The organism is Mesorhizobium sp. M0227 (assembly GCF_040321855.1).
In the GTDB taxonomy this organism is placed as follows: Bacteria; Pseudomonadota; Alphaproteobacteria; order Rhizobiales; family Rhizobiaceae; genus Mesorhizobium.
This window is the reverse complement of sequence record NZ_JAMYSJ010000001.1, coordinates 80,862-97,213: the sequence shown is the minus strand read 5'-3', so window position 1 is coordinate 97,213 and position 16,352 is coordinate 80,862. Positions and strand designations below refer to the sequence as shown.

Annotated in this window: 17 protein-coding genes; 10 read left to right on the top strand and 7 right to left on the bottom strand. The window is 60.8% G+C overall.

Annotation, left to right across the window (positions count from 1 at the left end):
• Positions 1–14: 14 nt before the first annotated feature.
• A complete protein-coding gene (locus tag NKJ00_RS00395; protein WP_352628313.1) occupies positions 15–986 on the bottom strand; it encodes a type II secretion system F family protein in 972 nt (323 codons plus the stop codon).
• On the bottom strand, positions 986–2,374 hold the full coding sequence (locus NKJ00_RS00390; protein WP_352628311.1) for a TadA family conjugal transfer-associated ATPase: 1,389 nt from the start codon (positions 2,372–2,374) through the stop codon (positions 986–988). Before NKJ00_RS00390 ends, NKJ00_RS00395 begins: the two co-directional genes overlap by 1 nt.
• Positions 2,375–2,904: 530 nt before the next feature.
• Here NKJ00_RS00390 and NKJ00_RS00385 point away from each other — a divergent pair.
• From NKJ00_RS00385 to NKJ00_RS00340, 10 genes are all read left to right on the top strand, one after another.
• A complete protein-coding gene (locus tag NKJ00_RS00385) occupies positions 2,905–3,117 on the top strand; it encodes a Flp family type IVb pilin (protein ID WP_352628309.1) in 213 nt (70 codons plus the stop codon).
• An 88-nt stretch (positions 3,118–3,205) separates the two neighbouring features.
• The gene (gene cpaB, locus NKJ00_RS00380) at positions 3,206–4,234 is read left to right on the top strand and encodes a Flp pilus assembly protein CpaB (RefSeq protein ID WP_352628307.1); all 1,029 of its coding nucleotides are present in this window, start codon (positions 3,206–3,208) and stop codon (positions 4,232–4,234) included.
• 54 nt (positions 4,235–4,288) lie between these two features.
• Positions 4,289–5,728, top strand: a complete 1,440-nt coding sequence (locus NKJ00_RS00375; RefSeq protein ID WP_352628305.1) for a type II and III secretion system protein family protein — start codon at positions 4,289–4,291, stop codon at positions 5,726–5,728.
• Complete coding sequence (locus NKJ00_RS00370; protein ID WP_352628302.1) at positions 5,715–5,999, top strand: hypothetical protein; 285 nt, start codon at positions 5,715–5,717, stop codon at positions 5,997–5,999. Before NKJ00_RS00375 ends, NKJ00_RS00370 begins: the two co-directional genes overlap by 14 nt.
• An 80-nt stretch (positions 6,000–6,079) precedes the next feature.
• Positions 6,080–7,630: a TadE/TadG family type IV pilus assembly protein gene (locus NKJ00_RS00365; RefSeq protein ID WP_352628300.1), complete on the top strand. Its 1,551-nt coding sequence runs from the start codon at positions 6,080–6,082 to the stop codon at positions 7,628–7,630.
• Positions 7,631–7,635: 5 nt separating this feature from the next.
• The gene (locus NKJ00_RS00360) at positions 7,636–8,160 is read left to right on the top strand and encodes a TadE/TadG family type IV pilus assembly protein (protein WP_352628297.1); all 525 of its coding nucleotides are present in this window, start codon (positions 7,636–7,638) and stop codon (positions 8,158–8,160) included.
• 41 nt (positions 8,161–8,201) lie between these two features.
• On the top strand, positions 8,202–8,810 hold the full coding sequence (locus NKJ00_RS00355) for a TadE family protein (RefSeq protein WP_352628295.1): 609 nt from the start codon (positions 8,202–8,204) through the stop codon (positions 8,808–8,810).
• Positions 8,807–9,970, top strand: coding sequence for a CpaE/TadZ family protein (locus tag NKJ00_RS00350; RefSeq protein WP_127366254.1), 1,164 nt, complete (start codon positions 8,807–8,809; stop codon positions 9,968–9,970). The genes NKJ00_RS00355 and NKJ00_RS00350 overlap by 4 nt, the downstream gene beginning before the upstream one ends.
• Positions 9,954–10,544 carry a L,D-transpeptidase gene (locus tag NKJ00_RS00345; RefSeq protein WP_352628293.1) on the top strand — a complete coding sequence of 197 codons (591 nt, stop codon included), beginning with the start codon at positions 9,954–9,956 and terminating at the stop codon, positions 10,542–10,544. Before NKJ00_RS00350 ends, NKJ00_RS00345 begins: the two co-directional genes overlap by 17 nt.
• Complete coding sequence (locus tag NKJ00_RS00340) at positions 10,541–11,134, top strand: hypothetical protein (protein ID WP_352628291.1); 594 nt, start codon at positions 10,541–10,543, stop codon at positions 11,132–11,134. Before NKJ00_RS00345 ends, NKJ00_RS00340 begins: the two co-directional genes overlap by 4 nt.
• A gap of 44 nt (positions 11,135–11,178) precedes the next feature.
• Here NKJ00_RS00340 and NKJ00_RS00335 read toward each other — a convergent pair whose 3' ends face one another.
• The 5 genes from NKJ00_RS00335 to NKJ00_RS00315 form a co-directional block, all read right to left on the bottom strand.
• Positions 11,179–11,712, bottom strand: a complete 534-nt coding sequence (locus NKJ00_RS00335; protein ID WP_352628289.1) for a hypothetical protein — start codon at positions 11,710–11,712, stop codon at positions 11,179–11,181.
• Positions 11,713–11,771: 59 nt separating this feature from the next.
• Complete coding sequence (locus tag NKJ00_RS00330; RefSeq protein WP_127395315.1) at positions 11,772–12,686, bottom strand: carbohydrate ABC transporter permease; 915 nt, start codon at positions 12,684–12,686, stop codon at positions 11,772–11,774.
• Positions 12,687–12,799: 113 nt separating this feature from the next.
• Complete coding sequence (locus NKJ00_RS00325; RefSeq protein WP_352628287.1) at positions 12,800–14,095, bottom strand: extracellular solute-binding protein; 1,296 nt, start codon at positions 14,093–14,095, stop codon at positions 12,800–12,802.
• Between the two features lie 95 nt (positions 14,096–14,190).
• A complete protein-coding gene (locus NKJ00_RS00320) occupies positions 14,191–15,015 on the bottom strand; it encodes a carbohydrate ABC transporter permease (protein ID WP_081734746.1) in 825 nt (274 codons plus the stop codon).
• Positions 15,012–16,187 carry an ABC transporter ATP-binding protein gene (locus tag NKJ00_RS00315; protein WP_352440768.1) on the bottom strand — a complete coding sequence of 392 codons (1,176 nt, stop codon included), beginning with the start codon at positions 16,185–16,187 and terminating at the stop codon, positions 15,012–15,014. Before NKJ00_RS00315 ends, NKJ00_RS00320 begins: the two co-directional genes overlap by 4 nt.
• Positions 16,188–16,352 lie beyond the last annotated feature (165 nt).

Here is a 16,352-nt window from a genome sequence, read left to right as displayed (position 1 = left end):
TATGCCTCGTCCTGCTAGAAATCGAAACTGACCATTCGATACATGATATAATCGCCCAGCAGCGCCCACAGCCCAAAAATCAGGAACACCGGCATGACCACCGGGTCATGCCAAACCTTGCCGTAGTAGGCTGGAGCAGTGAGCTGAAGGAGCAGAAAAATCACGAGCGGGAACAGGGAGATAATCCATGCAGACACCCGACCCTCGGCGGAAAGCGCCTTGATCTTCATCCTAAGTTTCTGCCTTTCGCGCAGCACCGACGAAAGATTGGACAAGATTCCGGTCAGATTGCCGCCCGTCTTGGACTGGATCGACAGCGACACCGAAAGCAGATGAAGGCCGTCGAAGCCGACACGCTGCGAAAGCTTTCGCACGGCTTGCTCGATGCTGAGGCCAAAGGTGATTTCATCGGAGACAATGCCGAACTCGGTGCCGAGCGGATCCGGCATCTCGCGCGCGACCAGACCAACAGCGACCGAAGCTGGATGTCCGGCCCGCAGTGAACGAACGATCATGTCGAGTGCATCAGGGAGCTGTTTGGCGAATTTCCGGATTCGCCTATTGCGAGCCCGGCGAAGAATCAGAAGCGGCAACACAAATCCGACGGCCCCAAAAGCCATGGACGACACCAATGTCGAGAAACCCAGCACGATCGACAGCAGCAACGCCAGCACCAGCCCTGCTAAAAGGAATGCCGCGGCGAAAGACAGCGGATTTCCGGTAACACCGGATTGGGTGTAGAGCCTGTTCAGTCCGACCAGACCAAAAAGAAAGTCCCCCGATTTCGACAGCCCGCGTTCGCGCAGCAACACTTGCAGGGTCTGTTCAGCCGAAACGTCATCAGTCAATCGCCTCAATCGATGGTTGACCGCGCCAATCCGTGAACGGCGTTTGGCAAAGGAAAGATACATGGCCTCGCCGGCGAGAATTACCGACGCCGCCGCGAGCACGTAAATGAAATAGAGCAAAGCCTGACCGGTCGGCATCAGAGGGCAACCTGCGGGTTGAAGGCATCCTTGGCAAAATGATGGCCAAGCGTCGCGGCCTCCGGAGCGAAGCGCGGACGGACACCGGTTGCGCGAAAATCTCCGATGACTTTGCCTTCGGCTGTGACCTCTCGGCGAACGAAGTGATAGATTTCCTGGAGCTGGACGACATTGCCTTCCATGCCGGTCAGTTCCGATATGGAGGTGACGCGCCGTCCGCCGTCCGAAAGACGCTGTGTCTGGACGATGATATCGATGGCGGAGGCGATCTGCGCCCGGATAGACTCATGCGTCATCGGCATGCCGGCCATGCCGACCATCTGTTCGAGCCGCGAGATGGCATCGCGCGGGGTGTTGGCATGGATTGTTGTCATCGACCCCTCATGGCCGGTGTTCATCGCCTGCAGCATGTCGAAAGCCTCTTCGCCGCGCACCTCGCCAACGATGATGCGATCGGGCCGCATGCGCAAGGCGTTCTTCAGCAATTCACGCTGACGCACCTCGCCCTTGCCCTCGACATTGGGCGGGCGCGTCTCCAGCCGGCCGACATGCGGCTGCTGTAACTGCAATTCGGCCGCATCCTCGATGGTGATCAGCCGCTCCTTTGAGGGAATGTAGCTCGACAATGCATTGAGCAAGGTGGTCTTGCCGCTGCCGGTGCCGCCGGAAACCAGGATTGATTTGCGCGCCTGCACCGCGATCCGCAGCAGTTCGATCATCGGCGGACGGATAGAGTTGAATGCCATCAAACGCTCGAGCGAATAGGGGTTTTTGGAGAATTTGCGGATCGACACCAGAGGGCCGTCGACCGAGATCGGCCGCACCGCAATATTGACGCGCGAACCGTCTTCCAGCCGCGCATCGACCATTGGCGAAGATTCATCAACGCGGCGGCCTATTGCTGAGACAATCTTGTTGATGACGCGCAGCAGGTGCGCCTCATCCCGGAACCGGATTGGCGTTTCTTCGACGATGCCACGCCGCTCGATGAAGACGCGCTTGTGGGTGTTGATCAGGATATCCGTAATGGAATCGTCCTTGAGCAGCGGCTCGATCGGCCCAAGTCCCAGCATCTCATCGGCGGTGTCGCTGGTCAGTTGATCGAGCTCGCGTGCGTTCAGCGGCACCGCACGAGCGCGAACGAACTCGCGTACGATCGGACGGATCTCATTCAGGATCTCATCCTTGGAGGCACTTTCAAGAGCGGCCAGATTGAAGCGATCGATCAAGTGGCGATGCAACTCGACCTTGATCGTCAGAAAATCGTCGCCATGCGCTTCAGTATCGGCCGCTGGTAAAATGGCAGAAGCAACAGGCTGTACAGCCAGCGAGTCTACCTTCGGCGCTGCCTGCTGCTCACTTGGCCCCTTGATGAACCGCCCCAGCATAATCGCTTATACTCCCCTCGGACACGCATTAGCGGAAACTAAACGTTAACCAACGAGGGCACAAGCGCCTGGATGCCCCGCGCGCAGCCATTACTTCAGACATAGTTAAGAGCAAGAGCCGGCAATCCCTTGTTTATTTGACATGTAAGGCACGCAGGTTTTCCCGATTTCATCGGCGGCTCTCAGACTCTATTCGTCCGTCCCACGAAAACGAAAAAATACCCACTTAAGTCCTTAGATATAAAGGAATATGCGGTACTGCTAATGCTTCCCTAATTTCGTCACATCCGAGACTGAATTGTGAACGAATGGTTAAGGCGATTGAAAAGTGAAACGAATCAACCCGTTGGCAAGATCGGACTTTGCAATCTTCTTGCCGAATCACGTATATGAAAGTTAAGGAACCCTTAATCTCGTTTGACTCTCCGTTTTCTCGGGACCTAGGATCGAGATGACGGGGGATGCTTGGGTATGGATTTCATCCTTTGCTCTGTCTCGTCGGGTTCAAACCTCCAAAGGGAGAAATTGACATGAAGAAGCTCATGACGATGACCCGGCAGTTCCGCGACGACGAAAACGGCGCTGCCATGGTCGAATACTCTATCCTGATTGGCATTATCGCCACAGCGTCAATCCTGGTCGTTCTGGGGATCGGAGCTTGGGTTACAGACTCGTTCACGTCGCTTTGCGACAGTCTGATCGCTGTAGGCGATATCGCGGCCTGCGATCCTGACGGCGCCTAACTTCTTAATTCAGGCCCGGGTTGTTTGATCCGGGCCTGAAAGCCGGTCGAGGCGGGCGATTCCCGCATAGGATTTGGGGCTAGGGGCTATGCGCGCCAATACAGTTATCATGATCGTCCTCGCCGGCGTGTTCGGCGTGTTGGCGGTGGTGCTCGCCAATATCTGGCTGGCTGGCCAGCGTAATGCGATGGCAAAGGGGGATGGTGCCCAACGAGACACGGTCGTGGTGGCGGCTATGCCGCTCAAATTCGGCGACCCGTTGAGCGCCGACAAGCTGCGCGAAATTCCCTGGCCGGCGGGCGCAATACCAGCAGGGGCGTTCAAGACGACAAAGGATGCATTGGCAGGCGAAGGCACAAGGCAGGCGCTTCAGACAATCAGCGCAAATGAGCCTATTCTTACCAGCAAGATCACCGGGCCAGGCCAGCGCGCCACGCTTTCGGCGGTGCTTGGCGAAGGCATGAAGGCAGTATCCATTCGCGTCAACGACGTGCTTGGCGTCGCCGGCTTCGTCTTTCCGGGCGACCGGGTCGATGTGCTGCTGACGCGAACCGCGCGCGGCGATGGTGGCGCGGACCAAAGTTTTGTAGATGTGCTGCTACAGAGCATGAAGGTGCTCGCGGTCGACCAGGTGGCCGACGAAAGCAAGGACAGCCCGACGGTCGTGAAGTCGGTGACGCTCGAGGCCAGCACCAAGGACGCCCAGAAGCTCACACTGGCGGCAGGGGCCGGCCAATTGTCGCTGGCGCTGCGCCAGGCCGCCGCCAACAAGGGCGAGACGACCGAGCGGGTGACACTTTCCGACCTGACCGGCGAAACGCCGGCAGACGTCGCCGCCAGGCAGGCGGAACTCGACAAGAAGGCCGTAGCGGAAGCCGCGGCCGCGGAGGAGCGCAAGCGCGCCGAAGACAAGATCGCCGGTTTGACCCAAGCCGTGGAACAAGTGGGAAGCCGACTTGATCAGCTGAGCAAGGTCAAGCCGGCTCACGCTGTGGCATCTGCGCCGCAGGTGAAAGAAGTTGTCAAATATGTGCAGCCGGAAGCACCGGCGCGGGCGACAGTCGGCGTCTTTAGAGGTATAAAGCTCGAAACATATGATGTGCCGCGACAAAAATAACACCGGCTATCAAGATATGTGGAGTCCGAATCAGCCGGCGAGGGGGTAGCGTTAATGCGCGTGTTTCGGGGATCACTGACCGCCGTTCTGGCCTTTTTCTCTGCGTTGCTGTCGTTGAGCTTCGTGGTTCACGCTGCAGACCGCTTCATCGACGTGTCGACACCCAGCGTGCACCGGATTTTCCTGCCGATGTCGCAATCGGTGACGATCCAGGTGAGTGCCAATCTGGGCGATATCGTCGTGGGCGACGAGAAGATCGCCGACGCCCAGCCGATGACCGACCGCACGCTCTATGTCATCGGCAAAGGCGCCGGCACCACCACGGTCAATCTTTTTTCCACGGACAAGCGCTCGCTCGGCGCCCTCCAGATCGAGGTCGGCGTCGACGTCAGCGACATGGCGCAGGCAATCCGCCAAGTGGCGCCGAAGTCACGCATCGAAATCGGCTCGGTCAATGGCAAAGTCAGGCTCGGCGGCCATGTCAAGGACGGCGCCACACTGGCGGCGATACTGGAGGTCGCGCAGCAATACGGCCCCAACGCGATCATCAACTCGGTGATCGTAGACGACAGCCAGCAGGTCAATCTCGAAGTGCGCGTGCTGGAAGCCAAGCGCAATGCCGGCCGCGATCTCGGCGTGTCGATCCAGAGCAGAAACAGCAGCGGTACGACCCGGGTTGGAACTGGCGTCGCCACCGTCGACAAGGACGGAGCAGTGCTTGGCGCAGGCGATCTCGTCAGCGGCCTCCTGTCGAACAGCAATCCGTTTGCGGCGCTTATCACACGGGTCATCGACAGTAATATCAAGGTCGATTTGATTATCGAGGCGCTTGAGTCGAAGGGGGTGGTACGGACTTTGGCCGAACCGAACCTCACCACCCTCTCCGGAGAACCAGCTAATTTCAACGCGGGCGGCGAAGTGCCCGTGCGTCGCATTGTCGATGATGAGGTCGTCATCGAATACAAACAGTTTGGCGTCAATCTTACGTTCACGCCCGTCGTGCTCGCCGACGACAAAATTCACATCAAGCTTGCCCCGGAAGTCAGCGACCTGACCGGCTTCACCACCGCCGGCGATCCGATCTTCACCAATCGCAAACTGGCAACAGTGGTGGAGTTGCGCGACGGACAGAGCTTCGCGGTCGGCGGACTTCTGTCCAGCAAAAGCGTCAAGAACCAAAACCAAGTCCCATGGCTCGGCCAGGTCCCGATCGTTGGTGCTCTATTCCGCAATTCGAGCAGCCAGAAGGAAGAAACCGAACTGGTTATCATCGTCACGCCGCATATCGTGCGACCAGTAAAGCCCGGCGAGCAACTGGCCACGCCGTTCGACAAGACGCGCCCCGCCAACGACCCGGAATTCTTCGTGCTCGGCCAGCTTGAAGTGACCAAGGACATGGTCCGCAAGTATGAATTGGGCGAAGGCGTTACAGGCCCCTATGGCCACATGCTCGACTTCAAATCGAAGGACAAGATGCTCTATGTCAAAAAATAGCGCCTTGATCCTCATTCTATGCGCGGGTGCGCTGTCGGGTTGCGCCGCGGACTATCTGAACCATTATGATAGGGTGACCCTGGCCGCCGGCGACACGCAGAAGTTCAATTCGATGCTGCAAACGGTCGATCCGCTCAATCCGGCTTCCAGGAATACGAAGATCGAAGGCGACGGCGCACGCGCGGCATCTGTAGCCCAGCGCTACAAATTTCCACCGCCACCGCCACCGCCGCCGGCCATCACGGTCAATGTCGGCACACCAACGAACTAGGACATCGGACAGAGGGATGCGGTTTCAGCGCGCCGGGCAATACGAGGAAACCTGGCGTCAGGGGAGCAAAGAGTAACGCCATGCTGCGAACCATTCGCGCGTTCTGGCAAGACCAGAGGGGAATAGCGCTGATCCTCGTCAGCATCACGCTGCCGGCGCTCATCGGCTTTTCGCTGCTGGCAATCGACATGAGCCGGGTCAACAACCTCCATAACGATCTGCAGAAGGGCGCAGACGCCTTTGCACTTGCGGCGGCAGCGGAACTGGACGGGTCGAGCGGTTCCTGGGCGCGGGCAGAGCGTGCCATGGCCATGCTGGTCGACAACGAGAGCAACTTCTCGACGGCAGGCCGGGTTGGGCTGACTTCCGGTCAACCGGGCGGCACGCAGGTGTGCAATAGCGCCGGGAGTATCTCCTGGTGCTTCTTGAAAGCTATTCCCGCGAATGACGGAACCAGGATAACAACCGCCAATCAGGCTAATTATTTAGCCGATGCTAGTCCAGCCACAGGAGAGACCCAGACACGGTTTATCCAAGTGACGGTCGTTCCCACCGGCTTTGCTGCGATCTTCCCAGCCTCTTTTGTCACAGCCGGTGCAAGCGGCAGCTTCAATGTCGATGCAGTCGCCGTCGCAGGTTTCACCTCCGGTGTTTGCAACTACACCCCAGTCTTCATGTGTAACCCATACGAGATGGTGAACGGGACGAACTCAGCAGGCGGCGTTACGCTCGAGCAGGCTGCGGCGGATCCGGCAATCCGTCGCCGGCTTATCGAACTGCGTACGGTAGGAAACAACGCTGCGTACGGCCCGGGTAATTTCGGCTTCCTGGAGCCGCCAGCGGGTGTTGGTAACGGGGCGCAAGCGCTTGCGCAGACGATCGCCACATCGACGCCCATTGGATGCTATTCGGCGCAGGGCGTAAGCACCAAGACTGGCCAGAATACAGGACCAGTCCAGGATGCGTTCAATGTCCGCTTTGGCATCAGATCGAGCGGAAACCAATTCAACAGCCCTGAGTATGGACCCGCCGCCAACGTCCGAAAGGGCGCATCGTCCGGAGGAGGTGGCAATGGCAATGGCAATGGGGGCGGCAATCAGTGCCCACAATATAACCAGTTGACGTTCGGCACCCCAAATATGGGCCTGCCAAGGGATGTCACAACGCCGTATATGGGCGGTCGGATGGGCGATGGAAACTGGAGCTTTTCCACCTATTGGAGCACCAACTTCGGTTCTGCTTCTTATCCCGCTTCATGGGCCACGAACACGCCAACCCGCTACGACGTTTATAAATATGAGACGTCGGCGGGGCTGGTCGGAACAGCTTCGGCAGGTGGCGAGGTGGGAACGCCGCCGAGTTCTTGCCAGCCTCCGGTTACAACTGTTGATCGCCGACTGCTATATGGCGCGCTCCTAGACTGTAGTGCACTACAGGCGGCTGGAAATGATTTAAACGGCAACAGCACAAATCTTCCCGTCAAAGCATTTGCAAGCTTTTTTATCACCGAGCCAGTCGGAGGAGCCTCAACCGGAGCGTCGGTCATGGTGGAGTTGGTCGACATAACCGGGCGCGGCGGCCAGGGCACGCTTGACAATTTCCTTCGCGACGAAGCCCAACTTTACCGGTGACGGCCATGATCGCATCGCTTTACCGCCAGCTGCATAGATTTAGACACGATCGGAGTGGGACGGCGCTAGTCGAGATGGCGCTGATCGCCCCACTAATGCTGGTCCTGTCGGCGGGTGTCTTTGAATTCGGCAATCTGATCCACGAAAAGCTGCTGATGGAGGCAGGACTTTCAGACGGTGCCCGCTTTGCGGCGCGCTGCAACAGTCAGTTGTATACCAATGCTGGATTGACCATCGACTGCGCCAACGTCGCTACTAATATCGCGGTGTTCGGCAATGCCGCCGGTACCGGCAACGCCCGCGTCAGCGGCTGGCAGAAAGCGGATGTTACAGTGACCATCGCCGCCTCCGGTTCCTGTCATGACGCCGTTGTCGCCGGCGTCACACAGTATCGCTCGACCACCGCACAGGTCTGCATCGTCAGGGCCGCTGGCACCCTGGACTACAGCGACGTCGGAATGCTGTCGCTTCTCAGCATCGGTCCGATCACGCTCAACGGCTTTCACGAGGAGCGGTTGATCCGGTTCTGATCATGATCAAGCGTTTCACAAAATCAGACGCCGGCGCGGCGATGGTGGAGATGGCCATCGTAACGCCGCTACTGTTCACGCTCGTGCTGGGCTTCGTCGATTTCGGTTATGCGCTGTATCAATGGAACGCGGCGACAAAAGCCGTTCAGCTCGGCGCCCGTCTGGCGTCGATCTCTGATCCGGTTGCAACCGCGCTGGCGATAGCCGCGCCAATCTCGGCACCGGGCGCGCCGGTGGTGGCGGCTGCCTATGGCCCGTTCGTCTGCACATATACCGCCGGCACGGGAGGTTGCACCAATGGCGGCGCCTTCAATGCCGTCAATTTCAGCCGCATCTTTCGCGGCGACACGGCCTACACCGACGACGACACCTGCCCGGCAATCACCCCGGCAGAGCGACCGACCACGCGGCCCGGCATGTGCCATTTTTTTCCGCGCCTGCACCGCGACAACATAGTGGTCACCTACAGCGCGACGGGCCTGGGCTATCAGACCCGCCTTGGAGGACCAGTGCCGACAATCACCGTCAGCCTGAAGACCATCACCTTCGAGTTCTTCTTCCTGGGCGGTCTGCTTGGATTCAACAATCTCACCATGCCCTCCATGCTGAGCACGGTCACGGGCGAAGACCTGAAGAGTACCGCGTCATGAATGCCATCAACACCAAGGTTACGCCGACCAAGCGCAAGCAGGTGGCGCTGTTTTCGTCGGATCCGAATTTCAAGCGCGATGTGGCGACGCGGCTCGACGCGCTGGCGATCTACGACGTCAGGGTTTCCGAGACGAGCGACTTCCTCAAGGGGCCGCCCGCCGATACGCGCCCGGGCATCGTCATCCTCGATCTCGGCAATGGCGAGCTGCTCGGCAGGCCCGGCATCGTCGAGGCGCGCGCGCTGTGGGCCAGCGTGCCGCTGATCGCGGTTTCCGACGAGCTGACCTCGGAGCAGACGCGCGTTCTGGTGCGCATGAACGCCTCGGACTGGCTGCACAAGCCGCTCGACGGCAAGGAGCTGCTCAATGCGGTGACCTTCCACGACACCGGCAACCAGGGAACGAAGAGCCGGATCATCACCTTCATCAGTGCCAGCGGCGGCGCCGGCGCGACGACGCTGGCGCTGTCGGCGGCCGAATTCCTGGCGTCGAAATCGGCCGAGCGCGCGGCGTCCACCTGCCTCGTCGACCTCGATTTCCAGAGCGCCAATTGCGGCGCCTATCTCAATCTGTTCAACCAGTTCGACCTTGCCGGCATCATCGGCCAGCCGGAGCGGCTCGATGTCGAGTTGATGGATGTCATCAAGCTGTCGCGCCCGTCCGGGCTCACGCTCTACGCATTCGAGCGGCCGCAACTGCCATTCGAGCCGCATGGCAGCGATTTCGTTTTCCGGCTGCTCGACCTCGTCGCCTACCGCTTCGACGACATCGTCATCGACCTGCCCAATCTCGAAACGCCCTGGCACAATTCCGTGCTGTCGACGAGCGACGAGATCTTCATCGTCTTCGAACTCAATGTCGCGTCGCTGCGGCAAGGCAAGCGGCTCTACAAGAAGATCCGCGAGCTGCGCGGCAATGCCGTCTCGATCACGCTGGTTGCCAACAAGCACAAGCGCAAATGGTTCGGGAACCATTTTTCGCGCAGCGAGCTCGAAAAGATATTCAAGGCGCCGCACATCAAGTCGGTGGCGCTGGACAATGCGCTTCTGACCGATGCGCTGAACAGGGCCATTCCGCCATCGGAGGTGGATGGGCGGGCGCGCTTCAACAAGGACCTGAAGCGGATGTTCAAAGAGCGGCTCGATGACGCTGCCCGATAGATATCGGATCGTCCCAAAGCTCGCCGGCGCCTGCGTGCTCGGCGTGGCGCTGGCGCTGTCCGTGCACGACTTCGCCGAGGCGCGATCAGCACTTTCGGAGCGGCCGCCGCTGCCGGCGATGGGACCCAGCCTGCGCAAGGCGGTTGCCTTCGCGACCGCCGAGCAGCCGGGAACGATCATCATCCGCAAGGACGAGAAGGCGCTCTACCTGGTGACCCGCCAGGGCCAGGCGCTGCGCTACCAGATCAGCGTCGGGCGCGACGGGTTCGGCTGGACCGGAATCGTCAAGGTCGGGGCGAAGACCGAATGGCCGGAGTGGCGCCCGCCGCAGGAAATGCGGGCCCGCCAGCCGGAGCTGCCGAAAATGGTGCCCGCCGGCCCCTACAACCCGCTCGGCGCAAGGGCGCTCTACCTGTCGCGGGACGGGCGCGACACGCTCTACCGCATACACGGCACCAACGACCCATCGGGTGTCGGCTTCGACGGGACATCGGGTTGTTTTCGTCTCACCAACACGGATGTGATCGATCTTTTCAAACGCGTCGCGGTCGGCGCAAAGGTGGTGGTCCAATGACGATGATCAGCGAACCGGACATGCCGGCGATCGATATCGGAAACCAGGAACAGCGCGAACCGGCTGCCACTGGGAAACCCAGCAAGGCAAAGACGATCGCCGTCATCGTCGCCGGTGGCGCGCTTCTGATCACCGCGGTCAACATGGCGGCCGCGGTCTATCTCTATCGGGGCATGAGCGACCTGCGTTTCGTCGAAGCGCGGCTGGAGCAGCTCGGCGCGTTCGAGCAGCGGATCGCGGCCCGGCTCGACACGGTCAACAACGGTTTTCAGAGCCGGTTCGAGAAACTGGACAGCCAGTTGCAAGGCAGCTTCAACGAGATCGATGCCGGCATTGCCCGGCTGGGGCAGAATGTACCGGTCGCCGGCGGCGAGGCCATGCCGGGTGCGGAAGAACCGTCCGAATTCGCCACCAGCACGCTGGCGCAAGCGCCCGAAGCCCTCGACGGCGAGAGCGCGAGCGAGCCCGGCGTCATCGAAGCGCCCGCACCCAGGAAGAGAATCGCGTCGGCCTCGCCGCCTGCCCCAAGCTCCAACTACCAGCGCATCCAGCAGCCCGACGGCAAGGTCTATTACCGCCGGATCAACTAGACGCCATAGAGCCCAGATCGTGCAGGGTACAGGTAGCGAACGGTCTAGAGATCGCGCTGCAGCGCCAGGATGCGGATGGACCGGACGGACCGCTCCCGCGCCTCAGTGAGGAAGGCGATGTGGCAGTAGGCACAGGCCACGATGCCCAAAAGCAGAACCAGGCTGTTCTTCAAGGTGAAATCGACGGCCAGCGAATACGGAAGACCCTTGGGCGAGGTGAATTCGGCAATCGTGCTCGCCGTTTCCGAATGGCTGCCGACGGCGATCATCAGGCCAGCGAAAATCAAGGCGACGTGGTTGGCGAGGAACGAGAATGCCGACTTTTTGGTATGGCACGCCACCCAGCAGACGATCGCTGCCACGGCAAGGATGACGGCGTCGACAGCCATCGAGCCGCCCAGCCAGACATCGACCTGCTGCCAAAGCACCGTCGACAGAGGGCGCAGTTCAAGCCATAGCCACCATGCGGTGGGGCTGGCCGGATAGGTGCCCAGCAACAAGGTCGCCATGCGCTCCCCTGCCAGGAGCGCCAGAATGAGAAACGGAAAGGCGAAAAGCAGAAGCGGCTTGCGTTTCATGTTCCCTCGACAATCTGCAAGCCAGGATAGACCGCATAGATTGCTCAAGGCTTAACAGCCTACTTCCTGCCCTCTCCCGATTGCGAGCGTTCGAGGACGGCGAAGAAGATCACGGTGAGCAGAAGGACGATCAGCAGCAGCACGAACGCGGCTGCCGCGCCTTCGTTGAGCGAAAGGCCGAGAAAGGCACGGCGATAGGCAAAGAAGCTCAGCACTTCGGTCGCGTTGCCTGGCCCGCCCTTGGTCAGGACATAGGGCAGATCGTAGGTCCGGAACTCGTTGATCAGCTGGATGATGATGGTGATCGCCGCGACCGGCCGAAGCATCGGCAGCGTGATGTAGAAGAATTGCTGCCAGCCGCGTGCGCCATCCACTTCAGCTGCCTCATAGGGATCGCGCGGCAGAGCGGCGAGCCCCGCGGCGAGGATCAGCACGACGAAGGACATTTGCTGCCAGATGTCGATCGCCGCCATCGTCCAGAGCGCCATGCCTGGCGTGCCCAGCCAGTCGAGGCGCGGCAGGCCGAACGTTTCCATCAGATGATTGGCGATGCCGAGATTGGGCTGGAGCAGCATGCGCCAGATCAAGGCGACGCTGATCGGCGACATCGCCATGGGAATGGTCAGAACCGCGAAATAGACCGGCTTCATCCGGACCGTCCGGTTGAGCATCAGGGCGATGCCAAGCCCGATCACGAATTCGCCGACAACCGTCACCGCCGAATAGCGCACGGTGAGCCAGAGCGCGTTCCAGAACAGCTCATCGCCGATCATCGAGGCGAAATTCTTGAACCCGACAAGCGGCAGAAGCTGCGGCTTGATCAAGGTCATCGAGGAGATCGAGAGGATGCAGGCATAGGCCAGCGGAAAGCCCATCACGATCGCCAGCAGCAGCAGGCCGGGCAAGGCAAAGGCCCAGCCGGTCCGCCACTCGCGGCCACGGGCAGCCCATCCTTTTTTGATCGCATTGTGCATCGTAGCCGAGCCTTGGTCGGGGTGGCATTGCTGATCTCGTCAAGATCCGGGGTCTGGGCAGGATCCGGCGCGGCTGACACCGCCGCGCCGGATCTCCTTGCCGAGCCGGACCGCTATTTGTCGAGGAGCCCCTGCAGGCCGTCGGAAGCCGCCTTCAGCGCCGCGTCCGATGTCGCCTGGCCGCCAGCCGCCAGCGAGAGCTGGGTACCGAGCAGATCCTCGTATTGCGCCGAATAGGTGAAGATCGGGAACGACTTGCCGGTCGCCACCACATCCTCGGCGGTCTTGTAGAAGGGATATTTCGCCAGCACCGCCGCATCGGTATAGACATCGCTGCGCACGGGCGCGTGGCCCTCGAGCGCGCGCTTCACCGAAACATCCTTGCTCTGCACCCACTGGATGAAGGTCCAAGCGGCTTCCTGCTCTTCCGGCGTCGTGTTCTTGGGAATGCCCCAACCCCAACCGCCGCTTTCGCCATGGCCACCCGGCATCACTGACAGGCCGACCTTGCCGGCGACCGTCGGACACTTCACGGCATCGTCCATCTGCGGCAGCATCCACCAATAGGTGACCATGCTGAAGGCCGAACCGCTGCACATCAGGCGCATGGTGTCATCGAGCGTCGCCGACACGGCACCCTGCTGGGCGCCGTGCTGGATGTTGTCGACATAGAGATCGAGCGCCTTCTTGGCCTCTGCCGTGTCGAGGCTCGCCTTGCCGTCGGCATTGAGATAGCTGCCGCCGGCGGAGAACAGGTAGTTGGAGAATTCCATGCTGTTGGGATCGCCGCGCTGGCCCTGCATCGCGGCTCCGGCGACGCCTGCATTGGCCTTCATGAATTTGGAAATCGCCACATAATCTTCGAGGGTCGTCGGCAAAGCGAGTTCCTTGCCGGTTGCCGTCTTGTAGGCGGCCTTGAGCTTCTCGTCGCCGATCAGGTCCGTCCGGTAGAGGAGGCCCATCGAGTAGTTGTACATGGGCACCAGGAACAGCTGGTCCTTGGTCCGGCCGAGCAGGTCAAGCGTCGAGGGAATGAAGGGGCTCAGGTCGTATTTGGATTTCTCGACGAAGGGTTTCAGGTCGGCGAGCCAGCCGGCGGCCGGAAATTCGCCGGCCCACAGGAAGTCGACCTCGAGCACATTGTAGTAGCTCTGCGCCGCGGTCAGCTGGGACACCAGCTTGTCGTGCATGTCGGGATAGCCGATCTTCTCGAACTCGACCTTGATGCCGGTCTGCTTCTCGAATTCGGGCAACAGCGCTTCGATGATCTTGGTTTCCGGCACGTCCTCCATCAAGGCGTGCAAGGTGATGGGCTCAGCCGCCCTGGCCGGAAGCGATGCGCTGACAACAGCTGCCCCGCTCACGGCCGTCATCAGCATTTTGATCAAGGTCTGCTTGTTCCAAGTCATAACTCTCTACTCCTCTTTCCCTCTGGACGCGGCGGTGATCCCGCCACGATTTCCTAACCGGCTAGCGAGCCATGTCGGCTCTCGGAGCGGCCGGCCTATTTCACGCTGCCGAACGTCAAGCCCTGGACGATGAAACGCTGGATGAAGCGGGAAGCCACGACCAGCGGCAGGATGGCAAGCACGACGCCGGCAGAAACCTTGGCGATCTGGACGCCGTTCGAGGTCTGCAACGCGGCGAGCGCAACCGGTATGGTCGCCGTCTTCGGCCCGCTCAAAACCAGGGCAAACAAAAACTCATTCCACGCCAGGATGAAACCGAGCACGCCGGCGGCCGCGATACCGGGCATCGACACCGGCAGCACAATGCGCCAGAAGGCGCCCCAGGCGGTCGCGCCGTCGGTCATCGCCGCCCACTCCAGATCGACTGGAATGCCTTCGAAGAAGCCCATCAGGATCCAGGTCAGGAAAGGCAGGTTGAGCGCGGCATAAACGATGATCAGCCCGGTCAGCGAATTGCTGAGCTCCAGGCTTCGGAACAGCGTGAAGGTCGGCAGCACCAGCGCCACGGGCGGCAGCATTTGCGTCGCCAGAACGGCAAAGCGCGCCCAACGACCGCCCGTACGGAAGCGGGCGAAGGCATAGCCGGTGGTGGCGGCGAAAGGCAAAGCGAGCAGAACCGAGCCGAGCGCGACGATCAGGCTGTTGAGGTAGGACTGACCGAAGCGACCTGACAGCAGCGCCGAATAATTGTCCGTCGTAAAGGCCGGCATCAGCTCGTTGCTGTAGGATAGCTGCTCGGGCACGAAGCTCGTCCGCAGCACCCAGAGCGGCGGCAGCAGCACGATGGCGCAAACGACAATCAGCCCGAAATGCAGGCCGAAGCGGCGGCGAAAGGCAGGCCGTTCGTTTCTGTCCATCATCGAGTGGCCCCCATGAGGCTCGGCCGCGCGATGACCAGTTCGGTCTCGGGATCAAACAGGTGCATTGGCAGCGGGTCGATGTAGAGCTCGACGATCGAGCCGACGGGCGCCGTGAAATAACGGCTCAGGCGGGCGGCGATCTCCAACGGCTTGTCGTCTCCGGCGGGGTGGGCATGATCCTTGCCGGTGGCCTGACCCGCGATCTGGCCGATCAGGACGTTCTCGGCGCCGAGAGCCTCGACGGCCACGACCCGTACGGCAATCTTCTGCCAGTCCGGCTTGTCGGCGCGTTCGTGGAAATCTTCGGCTCGAACGCCCAGAATGACGCGGCGCCCGACACGCTCGCCATAGGCGTTGCGGTGGCGGGCGGGGACGGTAAGCACGGCACCACTGTCGGTCACGACGGAGAGCCCTTCGCCAGGTGCGGGCTGAAGCGTGGCCGGAATGAGGTTCATCGGCGGCGTCGCCAGGAAGCGCGCGACGAAGGTGTTGACCGGGTCGGCATAGACTTCAAGCGGCCGGCCGGCCTGGACCAGGCGACCATCGCGCATGATGCATATGCGATCGCCCATGGTCATGGCCTCGACCTGGTCATGCGTGACATGGACGATGGTGCGGCCAAGGCGCCGGTGCAGCTTGACGAGTTCGAGCCGCATCTCTGCACGCAGCTGCGCATCGAGGTTGGACAGCGGCTCGTCAAGCAGGAAGGCCGCCGGTTCGCGAACGATCGCCCGACCGAGCGCGACACGCTGCCGCTGGCCGCCCGAAAGCGCTGCCGGCTTGCGGCCGAGAAGATTCTGCAGCCCGAGCAGGTTAGCGGCGTCCGCAATCTTGGCATCGATGACCGCTGCGTCGGTGCCGCGCATCTTCAGCCCGAAGGCCATATTCTGCCGCACCGACATATGCGGATAGAGCGCGTAGCTCTGGAAAACCACCGCGACGTTGCGGTCGCGCGGCGCGACATTGGCGACGCTCTTGCCACCGATGCGGAGATCGCCGGAAGAGATACTCTCCAGGCCGGCAATCATCCGCAGCGTCGTCGACTTGCCGCATCCCGACGGGCCGAGAAAGATCACGAATTCACCGTCAGGAATGGTGAGATCGACCTCATGCACCCCGTAATTGCCATTGCCGTAGAGCTTGGAAACGCGATCGAGCTCGATAGACGCCATAGACTTTCCTCATGAACCCGTCTGACCCGGCTGAACGCCGAAGGCCGGAGTCGAGCGAACGGTCATCTTAGAGAACAAAATATAACATTGAAAGCCTGCCTTCTGATCATATGTGTTCACTTTTTTGGATGGCGCGTGCCAGCATCAGGATCCGGTTACAGCCGC